The 12,084-nt window shown below is 65.0% G+C and carries 10 protein-coding genes; 5 read left to right on the plus strand and 5 right to left on the minus strand.

Annotation, left to right across the window (positions count from 1 at the left end; genetic code table 11):
• Positions 1 to 8 precede the first annotated feature (8 nt).
• The 5 genes from gltX to folC form a co-directional block, all read right to left on the minus strand.
• Complete coding sequence (gene gltX, locus DFR45_RS00675; RefSeq protein WP_114481787.1) at positions 9 to 1,430, minus strand: glutamate--tRNA ligase; 1,422 nt, start codon at positions 1,428 to 1,430, stop codon at positions 9 to 11.
• A 36-nt stretch (positions 1,431 to 1,466) separates the two neighbouring features.
• On the minus strand, positions 1,467 to 2,972 hold the full coding sequence (purF, locus tag DFR45_RS00680) for an amidophosphoribosyltransferase (RefSeq protein ID WP_114481788.1): 1,506 nt from the start codon (positions 2,970 to 2,972) through the stop codon (positions 1,467 to 1,469).
• 191 nt (positions 2,973 to 3,163) lie between these two features.
• Positions 3,164 to 3,652 (minus strand): CvpA family protein, encoded by a 489-nt coding sequence (locus DFR45_RS00685; RefSeq protein ID WP_114482165.1) that lies wholly within the window; start codon positions 3,650 to 3,652, stop codon positions 3,164 to 3,166.
• Between the two features lie 18 nt (positions 3,653 to 3,670).
• A complete protein-coding gene (locus DFR45_RS00690; protein ID WP_114481789.1) occupies positions 3,671 to 4,597 on the minus strand; it encodes an SPOR domain-containing protein in 927 nt (308 codons plus the stop codon).
• A 195-nt stretch (positions 4,598 to 4,792) separates the two neighbouring features.
• Positions 4,793 to 6,127 carry a bifunctional tetrahydrofolate synthase/dihydrofolate synthase gene (gene folC, locus DFR45_RS00695; protein WP_114481790.1) on the minus strand — a complete coding sequence of 445 codons (1,335 nt, stop codon included), beginning with the start codon at positions 6,125 to 6,127 and terminating at the stop codon, positions 4,793 to 4,795.
• A 45-nt stretch (positions 6,128 to 6,172) separates the two neighbouring features.
• On the opposite strand from folC, the gene DFR45_RS00700 reads away from it, so the two are divergent.
• The 5 genes from DFR45_RS00700 (at position 6,173) to DFR45_RS00720 (ending at position 12,077) form a co-directional block, all read left to right on the plus strand.
• Positions 6,173 to 6,559, plus strand: a complete 387-nt coding sequence (locus DFR45_RS00700) for an ArsC family reductase (protein ID WP_114482166.1) — start codon at positions 6,173 to 6,175, stop codon at positions 6,557 to 6,559.
• Between the two features lie 398 nt (positions 6,560 to 6,957).
• On the plus strand, positions 6,958 to 9,219 hold the full coding sequence (locus DFR45_RS00705) for a TonB-dependent receptor (RefSeq protein WP_338324283.1): 2,262 nt from the start codon (positions 6,958 to 6,960) through the stop codon (positions 9,217 to 9,219).
• A 19-nt stretch (positions 9,220 to 9,238) separates the two neighbouring features.
• Positions 9,239 to 9,928 carry a Fe2+-dependent dioxygenase gene (locus DFR45_RS00710; protein ID WP_114481791.1) on the plus strand — a complete coding sequence of 230 codons (690 nt, stop codon included), beginning with the start codon at positions 9,239 to 9,241 and terminating at the stop codon, positions 9,926 to 9,928.
• 82 nt (positions 9,929 to 10,010) lie between these two features.
• Entirely contained in the window at positions 10,011 to 11,159 is a 1,149-nt protein-coding gene (locus DFR45_RS00715; protein WP_114481792.1) for an alpha-hydroxy acid oxidase, read from the plus strand.
• A 201-nt stretch (positions 11,160 to 11,360) separates the two neighbouring features.
• Positions 11,361 to 12,077 (plus strand): energy transducer TonB, encoded by a 717-nt coding sequence (locus DFR45_RS00720; RefSeq protein ID WP_114481793.1) that lies wholly within the window; start codon positions 11,361 to 11,363, stop codon positions 12,075 to 12,077.
• Positions 12,078 to 12,084 lie beyond the last annotated feature (7 nt).

The raw sequence follows: 12,084 nt of genomic DNA on the forward strand, positions 1-12,084 counted from the left end.
GCCCTTTTTTAGCGATTTTTCAATCGCGCTAGAACTTTTTCACGTCCCAGCAATTCGAGCACGGCATCGACCGAAGGAGTATGGGCCACGCCCATGGTCAACACGCGCACGGGCATCGCCAGCTGGGGCATTTTGAGGCCATGGCGGGCAAGCACCTGTTTGAAGGCCGCACCGATCGCCTCCTTGTTCCACGCGCATGCAGCCAAAGCCTGGACCAAATCTTCGAGCGCAGGCTCGATCGCCTCGATCACGTGCTGGGCCCGGTCGCTCTCGGCAGGTATGACGTCGGCATAAAACCTGAAAGCCCAATCGGCGAGCGCCACGGTGGTGTCGCAGCGGTCCTTGAAAAGTGCACAGATGCGCGGCAAGCGGCCATCGGCAAGATCGGCAGGCGCAATGCCACGTTTGGCAAGCTGCTCTGCGACGAGCTCTGCCAAGGCTTCATCGGCCATCGCCTTGAGGTGCTGGGCATTGACCCAGCGCAGTTTGGCCTCGTCGAACTGCGCGGCGCTGCGGCTCAGGTGCTCCAGGTCGAACCACTGCAAGAATTGCTCGCGCGTAAAAATTTCATCGTCGCCATGGCTCCAGCCCAGCCGCGCAAGGTAGTTGATGATGGCATCTGGCAGGTAGCCTTCGTCGCGGTACTGGGTGACGGGCTTCGCGCCGTTGCGCTTGCTCATCTTCTCGCCACGCTCGTTGAGCACGGTGGGCAGGTGTGCGTAGATCGGGGGCTCGTGCCCCAGGGCGCGAAAGATGTTGATCTGGCGCGGCGTGTTGTTCACGTGGTCATCGCCGCGAATGACGTGCGTAATGCGCATGTCGATGTCATCGACCACCACGCAAAAGTTGTAGGTGGGTGTGCCGTCGGGGCGTGCGACCACGAGGTCGTCGAGCTCCTCATTGCGAATCTCGATGCGCCCCTTGACCTTGTCGTCCCACGCGACCACGCCGCTGTGCGGATTCTTGAAGCGCAGCACGGGCTGCACGCCCGGCGGGATGGGCGGCAGAACCTTGCCTGGCTCGGGGCGCCAAGTGCCGTCGTAGCGCGGCTTTTGCTTGGCCGCGAGCTGCTTTTCGCGCAGCGCGTCGAGCTCGGCCACGCTCATGTAGCAAGGATAGACATGGCCCGCGGCCTGCAGCTGGGCCAGCACTTCCTTGTAGCGCGGCATGCGCTGCATCTGGTAGTACGGCCCCTCGTCGGGGTCCATGCCGAGCCAGTGCATGCTCTCGAGGATCACGTCCACGGCAGCCTGGGTGGAGCGCTCGAGGTCGGTGTCCTCGATGCGCAGAATGAACACTCCACCTTGCGAGCGCGCGAAGGCCCAGGGGTAAAGCGCCGAGCGGATGTTGCCCAGATGGATGAAGCCCGTCGGTGAAGGGGCAAAGCGGGTGCGCACTTGCGCGGGAGGAAGAGAATTTCGTTCAGTCATTGCAAAGGGTCGCGGGGCACGATGGGTCGATACGGGTCAGGCTTCCTGCGCGTTGGGCAGCGCCAGGCGCGAGGCGTCGGCAGCACCGTCGTCGACCGCACAGCGCCCCTCGTTCATGCAGGCGATGGTTTCGGGTGTGACATCGCCCGTGACGTACACCCCATCGAAACAAGAGGCCTCGAACGCAGCGATCGCCGGATTCAATGCGCCAATGGCTTTTTTCATGCCGTCGACGTCTTGGTAGATGAGGGCGTCGCAGCCGATGATCTGGCGCACCTCTTCGATGGTGCGGCCATGCGCGACCAGCTCGCTGGCCGTAGGCATGTCTATGCCGTACACGTTCGGATAGCGCACGGGCGGCGCCGCGCTCGCCATATAGACCTTGCGCGCACCGGCTTCGCGCGCCATTTGCACGATTTCTCTGGACGTGGTGCCGCGCACGATAGAGTCATCGACGAGCAGCACGTTGCGCCCCTTGAATTCACTCGCGATCGCATTGAGCTTTTGGCGCACGGATTTTTTGCGCACGCTCTGCCCTGGCATGATGAAGGTGCGCCCCACGTAACGGTTTTTGACGAAACCCTCGCGGTAAGGGATGCCAAGCAATTGCGCGAGCTGGGTCGCGCTGGGGCGGCTCGACTCGGGAATCGGGATGATGACGTCGATTTCGCTCGGCGGTACCGTGGAAACCACGCGTTTGGCCAATGCTTCACCGAGATTCAGACGCGCCTGGTAGACCGAAATGCCATCGAGCACCGAGTCGGGCCGCGCGAGATAGACGAACTCGAAAATGCAGGGGTTGAGCCGCGGTGCATCGGCGCATTGGCGCGCATGGATTTGGCCGTCGCACGTGATGAACACGGCCTCGCCCGGAGCGATGTCGCGCTCGAAGACATGCCCCGTGCCTTCGATCGCCACCGATTCGCTCGCCAGCATCGCACTGCCGTCGGCGCCGCGCCCCAGCGCGAGCGGTCGGATGCCGTGCGGATCACGAAACGCGAGCACGCCATGCCCCGCGATCATCGCCACCACCGCATAAGCGCCGCGCACACGCCGATGCACTGCTTGCACGGCTGTGAAGACGTCTTCGGGCGTGAGCGGCACACCGCGCGTTGCGCGTTCGAGCTCGTGCGCGAGCACGTTGAGCAGCACCTCGGAGTCGCTCTCGGTGTTGATGTGCCGATGGTCGGTCAGGAACAGCTCGGCACGCAAAGCACTGGCGTTCGTGAGATTGCCGTTGTGCACGAGCACGATGCCAAAAGGCGCATTCACGTAAAACGGCTGCGCCTCTTCTTCACTGAACGCATTGCCCGCCGTCGGATAACGCACCTGGCCCACGCCAACATTGCCCGGCAGCGCGCGCATGTTGCGCGTGCGAAACACGTCGCGCACCATACCTTTGGCTTTGTGCATGAAAAACTTGCGCCCTTGCTGGGTTGCGATGCCCGCGGCATCTTGGCCACGGTGCTGCAACAGCAGCAAGGCGTCATAAATCAGCTGATTGACGGGCTCTGTGCTGACGACGCCCACGATTCCACACATAGTTCAGTTCCATCCTTTCATGGGCACGGCCGCAAATCGCGCTGCCATCTCCGCAGCCCAGAATCTGTCTGCGGTCTTTTCATGGGCTACCCTATAAAAAACACGATTTACGCAAATCGGGCTCCGGCAAAGCGCTCGCCTCACGGGAAAACACTTTGTTGCACCCTTGTTTGCGTAAGTCCAAAAAACTTTCAAGACGGCAGTTGCCGCCCCCAATCTGACGGCAAAACGGGTTTGACCTGGCTCAACATGCTGCTGAGCAAGGGCGCGCTGTACGAGGCCCGCCACCAATGCGCTTCGTGCACGGGCGTCCATGCTGCGAGCAGCGCCAAGACCAGGAGCAACACCACCCCACGCAAGGCACCAAATGCGGCACCGAGCAGGCGATCGGCTGGGCGCAAACCCGTCGCATGCACGAGCTTTTGCATGCCCCAGGCCACGAAGCCACTGGCAAACACCGCCACGACCAACACCAGCACGAAACCGACGGCATGGCGCACGCTGTTTGGGATTTCGGCAAAAGGCAGGAAAAGCGCGACGTCGGCAGAAAACCGCTGGGCCAGCCAGAACGCGAACACCCAGCCGAGCACCGACAGCATTTCGAACACCAGTCCGCGCAGGGTACCCAACAGCATGGAAACGAGCAGTACCGCCAGGCAAAGCCAGTCGAGCGCGGCCATCATGCAAGCCTTTGCACATTACAGACCCAGCACGGACGCCGACAGGCCGAGCCCATGGATTCGCGCCGCTGCCTTGTCGGCCTCGGCCTTGCTCGCAAACGGCCCGACGCGCACGCGCGTGCGTTTGCCATCCTTGGTGTCGAGCACCTGTGTGTAGGTCTTGAGTCCCGCGCGTTCGAGCTTGGTGCGTACCTCGCGTGCCTTGTCCGCGTCGGCAAAGGCTCCGACCTGGACGACGAAGCGCGCCGCATTGGTCTGCGTGGCCCCCGCGCCAGCGACCGAGGAAGCCCCCGCACCGCCCTCCAGCAGAGCGCGCACGCGCGCTGCTTCATCCGGCGAGGTTTTGCGCTCCGCAGGAACCACGGAGGGCGCTTTGGTTTCATGCTTGGCTGCAGGCGGTGCGAAAGCACTGGCGTCGGGTTTGTGGCTCGGGGCGGATTTGGGCTCGGCTTGCGCGCTCCCCTGCGGCCTGGAAGCAGCGGGCGCTACCGCGGCAGATTTCGGCACGGGTTTCGCAACAGGCGCTGGCACGAGCTCTTCGCCGCTGTCCAAACCTGCCTGCGCCACGGCAGAGCGCTCGGCCGAAGCAGGTTTGCCGGCCTCATTTCCCTCCTTGGCCGAGGATGCTGCTGGCACCACGGGCCCAGAAACCGAGCCGTCCAGCGGCGCAGCGGCCGGCGAAGAGGCCGGAACCACGAATGGCGCGACCTTGTTGCGGTCGGGAATTTCGATGGGGATGTTGGCTGGAACGGGGCGCGGCTGCGTGTCGAACAACAGCGGAAATCCGATCACCCCGAGCAACAGCAGCACGGCCGCGCCGATGAGACGATGGCGCGCCCGCCGACGCATGACCTCGACGCTTTCGGGCACGCCAGCGCGCGAACGCTGGGCAGGCTTGTGCTGCTGCGCGTTCTGGCCGGGCCAGCGAATCTTGAAAAATGCCATGGATGGGAAACCGAAGGCGTGGGTCAAACAGGCTCAGAGGCTGAGAGTTTTTCGGCCGCGGCCGAAAGGCACACCCAAACACCACCGATCGAGGCGTAAAGCGCAGCCATAGCGCGGGCTATGGCGAGCATTTGCAACGACGAGCGGGGGTGTTTGGGTGTGCAAGGCGGCCATGGACGAAATATTCTCAGCCTCTCAGTCCACATTCGCACTGTCGGCGTGGCGCGCATGCAGCCGCGGCACGCCGTGCACCAAGACGCCGCCCACCGTGTAAAAGGAACCAAAGACGACGATTCTATCAACCGGCTCTGCCGCCGCAGCCGCTGCCTGCAAGGCTTGCAGCGGATCGGCATGCACGCTGCTGGGCACGGGCCGCTGCCCTGCGGCGCACTGCCAGGTCTGCCACTGCTGCTGCAAGGCTGCCGCCGATGCGGCGCGCGGCGTGGGCAGATCGGTGAAGTACCAGCGATCGATCAACGGTGCCACCTTGGCGAGCATGGCCGGCAGGTCTTTGTCGGCCATCGCACCGAAGACCGCGTGCGTGCGCGGAAAGAAACCCATCGCGTCGAGATTCGCCGCCAGCGCCGCGACCGAATGCGGGTTGTGCGCCACGTCGAGCACCAGCGCGGGCTGCCCCGGCACGACCTGGAAGCGCCCGGGTAATTCGACCAGCGCCAGGCCGTTGCGTATGGCCTGGGCCGAGACGGGCAGGCGCTCGCGCAGCGCCGTCAGCGCGGCCAACACGCCCGCGGCATTGAGCAACTGGTTCGCGCCGCGCAGGGCCGGGAACGCAAGCCCCGTATAGCGGCGCCCGCGTCCGGCCCAGCTCCATTGCTGCTTGTCGCCGGAGAAGTTGAAGTCGCGCCCCAAAAGCCACAGGTCGGCGCCGATTTCGCGCGCATGGTCGAGCACGCTTTGCGGCGGCACGGGGTCGCTGAGCACCGCAGGGCGGCCCATGCGTAAGATGCCGGCCTTTTCGCGCCCTATGCTTTCGCGGTCGGGCCCGAGGTATTCGGTATGGTCGAGGTCTATGCTCGTGATGACGGCGCAGTCGGCGTCGATGATGTTGGTCGCATCGAGCCGCCCGCCCAGCCCAACCTCGAGGATCGCCACATCGAGCAGCGACTGGCTCAGCAGGCGCAGGATGGCGAGCGTGGTGAACTCGAAATACGTGAGCGGTATTTCATCGCCGTTTTGCACTCTAGCGCTCTCTACGGCTTCGAAGTGCGCTATCAAATCTGATGCTTTCACCGTTTCGCCGTGCACGCGGCAGCGCTCCTCGAAATGCACGAGGTGCGGCGAGGTATAGACGCCCGTGCGGTAGCCGGCCTGCACAGCGATGGCTTCGAGCAGCGCGCAGGTCGAGCCCTTGCCATTGGTGCCCGCGACGGTGATCACCGGGCAGTGAAAGCGCAAGTCCAAGCGCTGCGCCACGGTGCGCACGCGCTCCAGGCCCAGCGCTATGGTTTTTGGATGCAATTGCTCACAGTGGCGCAGCCAGCCTTCGAGCGTTTGAGGTGGGATTCGCATAGCCGGGGATTGTCGCCCAGCCCCGCATGACGCATGATGCACAAAATGCAAAACCCGCACGACATTCACATCACCGTTTATGGCATTCCCGCCTGTACCAGCGTCAAAAAAGCACGCGCCTGGCTCGACGAACACGGTTTGCCCTACCGCTTTCATGACTTCAAAAAACAGGGCGTCCCGCCCGAGCGGCTGGATGCCTGGCTGCACGCCGTGGGCTGGGAGAAGCTGCTCAACCGCCAAGGAACGACCTGGCGCAAACTCGACCCTGCCGTCCAAGCCAGCGTGCACGACATGGCGAGCGCGCGTGCGTTGATGCTCGCACAGCCGAGCATCATCAAACGCCCCGTGATCGAATGGCAACAAAATGACCAGATGCATATCAGCGTAGGCTTCGTGCCCGAGCTGTGGCAACAGTGGCACGAGCCGAGCTGAAGCTTTCGCCAGCGCAAGCCCGCTGGATCTCAGTGGCCGAAGTCGAAAATGCGCTTCGGCCGGCCCCTGACCGCTGAAATTCCCAAATCCATCGCCCCGGCGCGTTGCGCCGATCGATCGAGTGTGCGCGGCAAGGCCCACAACGGCTCGCGCACCGCATCAGCACCCATGGACGCCATGGTAAGCGTTGGCCGTAAAAAAATTTATTTAATCAATAGGAATACTTCTCAATTGCGTTAAGATTTCGAACATTACTTGCAATGCCTGACCCTGCTTCGCTGCGTGCTGGCGCAGCGTTTGCCGAGGACAAAACCGGCGCTTTTGACGACGAAAGGAAATTCCTCTTGACACCGCCCCTGCCACAACCTGCTCTGGCCCAATCCTCACAAACACCACCGTTGCGCACAGAAGGCGTCGCCGTGCCGCCAGGAGCCTGTCGAAAATGGGCCGCTGCGGCGCATTCGCAGCCGACGATTCCAAATCCCGACAGGCTCCTAGGCGCACTGATGCTGGCTGCATCGGCATCCATGGGCGCGTGGGCGCAAGAGACGAGCGACGCCGGCAGCCCCACCCTCTCCACCGTCACCGTGCGCGAGAATGTGCAAGTCCAGGCCAAGGACACGCTCAAGGTGGAAAAAACGCGCATCGGCAAGGGAGAGCAGGAGCTGCGCGACATCCCGCAGACCGTGACGGTGTTCACCGAAAAGCTCATGGCCGACCGCAACCAGGATGACCTGCGCGCCGTGCTGCGCAGCACGGCGGGCGTGACCTTTCAGGCTGGCGAGACGGGCGAGGAGGACGTGCGCATGCGCGGCTTTTCGCTGCTGCAGGCGGGTGACCTCTACATCGACGGCATGCGCGACGCGCCGCTGTACGAGCGCGACACTTTCAACGATGACCGCGTGGAGGTGCTCAAGGGCTCGGCCTCGATGCTATTCGGCAAGGGCTCGACCGGCGGCGTGGTGAACCAGGTCAGCAAAATGCCCCTGCTGCTGGATCAAAAAGAGGTCAGCTACACCTTTGGCACGGGGCGCGAGCATCGCCTCACGGGCGACTTCAACATCCAGACCGGCAAGGACGCGGCGCTGCGCCTCAATGCCATGGTGCACAATGAATACGACTTTGGCGCTTTCAAGAAAAAGCGCGGTATCGCGCCCACATACAGCTGGGGCATAGGCAGCACGGATGAGTTTTCGGTCGGCGCGTACTACCTCGACGTGCACGGCAGGCCGCTTTACAACCATCCGTGGTTCCTGAGCAGCAAGGGCACCATCATCCCGACGCTGCCGGCGCGCAATTACTACGGGCTGGCGAGCGACTACCTCGACACTTCGGCGCAATATGTGACCTTTTCGCACACGCACCGCTTCGAGGACGAGGGCTTCAACGCCGACGGCACGCTGCAAACGCGCCTGCGCCATGGCCGCTACGAGCGCGACCTCTGGGCCAGCGCGATCCGCTTCGCGCCGGGCACGACGCTGGCCAACCTCAACCCCGACACCGTCATCATCCGCACGCCCAAAGGCCGCGTGGGCATCAGCGAACTGACGCAGCTGCAAAGCGACTACAGCCGCAATTTTTCGTGGTTCGGCAAGAACAATGCCATCCTCGCAGGGCTGGACTATTACTACGACGATGCACGGCGCAACCAGAATTTTGCAGGCCCGGCGAGCGGCCTGAACACGACGGTAGGCACGCCCAACGACGGCGCCTGGCGGCCCGACACGCGCGGCAACCCCGTCTTCAACACCTACGCCGTGCACGACCTGGGTTTGTATATGCAGGATACGCTGGAGCTCACGGGAGCGTTCAAGCTTGTGGCCGGGCTGCGCTACGACCACTTCTCGGCCTCGTACTACAGCCCCTCGGGCAAGATCAACAACGAGCGCAATGACAACCTCTTCAGCCCGCGCCTGGGCCTGCTCTACCAGCCGAGCCCCGTGGCTTCGTACTACGTGTCGTATGGCACCTCGTACAACACCTCGGGCGACGCCTACCAATACGACATCAACCCCAACGCCAACACGGCCAAAACCGCGAATACCGGTCCCGAAAAGAGCCGCAACTTCGAAATCGGCGGCAAGTTCGACCTGTTCGAGCGGCGCGCGGCGCTGGGCGTCGCGCTGTTCTACAGCGAAAAATACAACGAGCGCAACACCGACCCCGACGTCGCCAGCGAACAGCAGCTGCTCTCGGGCAAGCGCCACGCCGCGGGCATGGAATTCAACCTCGCCGGGCGCATCACGCCCAAGTGGGAGATGTTCTTCAACCACACCTGGATCCCCGACGCCAAGATCGACCAAAGCAACCAGGTGCTCGCGGCGAACGGCGGCGGTGCGCAGGTGCAGGGCGACCGGCCCGCGCTCACGCCCAGGCACAGCGGCAGCCTCTGGACGACCTACGCCCTCACGCCCGAGCTGCGCCTGGGCGGCGGCCTGAACTACCGCGGCCGGCAAAATCCCGAAGGTGCACGCAATGTCACCGCGCCCGGCTTTGCCACCCTTGACGCGATGCTCGAATACACCATCGACGAGAAGAATTCACTCAAACTCAACGTGAGCAACCTGGCCAACAAGCTCTACGCCGACACGCTGTACCGCGGTTTTTACGCCCCCGGCCCGGCGCGCGCGGCGCAGCTGACGTTCAAGAGCCGTTTCTGACCCGTTTTTGATCCGCACCATGTTCCTGCACATCCCGCACATCCTGGACGCCGAAGAGCTCGCCTCGGCGCGCCGTCTGCTCGGCCCCGACGCGCCCTGGGTAGACGGGCGCAGCAGCGCCGGCGCGCAGGCGCTGGCCCAGAAAAACAACGCGCAGCTCGCGCAGGCCAGCCCCGAGGCGCAGCAACTGCGCACGCTGGTGCTCTCGGCACTACAGCGCGCGCCGCTGTTTTTCTCGGCCGCGCTGCCGCAAAAGATCTTCAACCCGCTGTTCAACCGCTACAGCGGCGATAGCAACTTCTACGGCCCGCACATCGACGGCGCGGTGCTGCACTCGCAGGCCACGGGGCAGTGGGTGCGCAGCGACATCTCGTGCACACTGTTTCTGAGTGCGCCCGACGAATACGACGGCGGCGAGCTGCTGATCCAGCAGGCGCAGGGCGAGCGCCGCATCAAGCTGCCCGCGGGCGACCTGATCCTCTACCCCGGCAGCACCGTGCACCAAGTCACGCCCGTGACGCGCGGCGCGCGCCTCGCGAGCTTTTTCTGGGTGCAGAGCATGGTGCGCTCGACCACGCAGCGCGAACTGCTCTACGACATGGACATGCACCTGCTCGCGCTGCGCCAAAGCCTGGGCGAGAGCGACCCCGCCGTGATCGGCCTCACGGGCACCTACCACAACCTGCTGCGCCTGTGGGCCGACACCTGATGGCAGGTCTTTAATCTCATTTTGATAGCTGCTTGCGCTTGATGGATAAGCGCTAGGAGCTTATTTGGCTTGAAATTCAACCATGTCCACCACGCCGCAAAGGCACACCCTGCCCACTGACCTCTTCACCCTGGCCGACCACGAGCGCCATGCGCTGGCGCGCCTGGACGGGCCGGTCTGGGCCTACTTCAGCGGTGGCGCGGCCGACGAGATCACGCTGCGCGCCAACCGCAGCGCCTGGGACGCGCTCACTCTGGCGCCGCGCGTGCTGCGCCCGCTCGCGGGCGGGCACACGCGCTGCGAGCTGCTCGGACGCACGCTCGCGCACCCCATCATGCTCGCGCCCGTGGCGTTCCAGCGCCTCGCGCACCCCGACGGCGAGCTGGCCACGGCCTACGCCGCCGCGGCGCTGGGCGCGGGCCTGGTGCTCAGCACGCAGGCGAGCCAGCCGCTCGAAGCCGTGGCCCAGGCCATGCTCGGCGACGCGGGCCGCGGGCCGCTGTGGTTCCAGCTCTACCTGCAGCCCGACCGCGGCCAGACGCGCGAACTCGTGCAGCGCGCCGAAGCCGCGGGTTACGAGGCGCTGGTGCTGACCGTCGATGCCCCGTGCAGCGGCGTGCGCGAGCGCGAGTGGCGCGCCGGCTTTCGCCTGCCGCCCGGCATACGCGCGGTGAATCTGCCTGCGGCGGCTGCGCCCTCGGCCTCTGGCGGCACCGGCCCCAGCAACGGCGCCCCAGCGGGCTCCAGCGCCCTGTTCGACGGCCTGCTGCGCCATGCCCCAACCTGGGACGACGTGCAATGGCTACAGTCCAGCACGCGCCTGCCCGTGCTGCTCAAGGGCGTGCTGCACCCCGAAGACGCGCGCACCGCGCTGGCGCATGGCGTGGCCGCCGTGATCGTCTCGAACCACGGCGGGCGCACGCTCGACACCACGCCGAGCACGGCCAGCGTGCTGCCGCGCATCGCCGACGCCACGGGCGGCGCGCTGCCGCTGCTCGTGGACGGTGGCATCCGCCGCGGCACCGACGTGCTCAAGGCCATCGCCCTGGGCGCGCGCGCCGTGCTCGTGGGCCGCCCCATCGTCTGGGGGCTGGCCCACTCGGGCGCGGCCGGCGTCGCGCATGTGCTACGCCTGCTGCGCGACGAACTCGAAGTCGCAATGGCGCTCACGGGCTGCGCCACGCTCGCGCAAGCCGGGCGCGAGATACTCGCGGATGTCGGAAATTTTTAGCCCATCGCATCAAATGAGACATATTCTCATTCATAATCCATGCCGAGCGCCACGACGAGGCCTGCCTCATGGAACCATTCACCATCCTCATGCTCAGCTTGATCCTGGTAGCCGGCTCGGCATGGTGGATCATGCGCAAATGATTTTGATGTTTTTCGGGTGCTAGCCCAGATTCCACCTGCGTTGGCAGCTCACTTTTTCATGTTTGAATCGAATTCTTTTCCAGCGCCTGCAGGCGCCCGCCGCAAGGCCGTGGTCGCGCTGCTGGTGTTGCTGCTGCACGGCGCGGCGCTGTGGGCCTTGCAGGCGGGCCTGCAGCGCCAGGCGCCGCCCGCGCCAGCGCCTTTGATCGTGCCGGCCGAGCTGCTGAGCCAAGTCACCACCCCACCTGCGCCCGCGCCGCAAAGCACTCCGGCGCCCAAGCCCGCCCCCACGCCCCCCGTGCCGGACAAGCCGCGCCCCACGCCGCGGCCCCAGCCTGCGCCGAAAGCGCAGCCCGCACCGGCCACGCAAGCACCTTCGGAACTCACTGCCGCGCAGCCCGCGGCCGAGCCTGCGCCCAATGCACCGAGCGCGGCGCCCACTGCCGCTCCCGCCGCCCCGACTGCCACTACGCCAGCGCCGGCACCGCCGCGCATCGAACTGCCGTCGAGCAACGCCGCCTACCTCAACAACCCCAAGCCGCCCTACCCCGCCATCAGCAAGCGCATGGGCGAGCAGGGCAAGGTGGTGCTGCGCGTGCTCATCAGCGCCGAAGGGCTGCCGCAAAAGGTCGAAATCAGCCAATCCAGCGGCTACGACCGGCTCGACCGCCAGGCCCAAGAGGCCGTGCAGCACTGGCGCTTCGTGCCCGGCAAGCGCAACGGCGTGCCCGAGGCCATGTGGACGCTGGTGCCCATTCAATTCGTTCTCGAGTAAAGGAGTT

Origin of the sequence: Extensimonas vulgaris, assembly GCF_003337425.1 — a bacterium.
Lineage (GTDB): Bacteria > Pseudomonadota > Gammaproteobacteria > Burkholderiales > Burkholderiaceae_C > Extensimonas > Extensimonas vulgaris.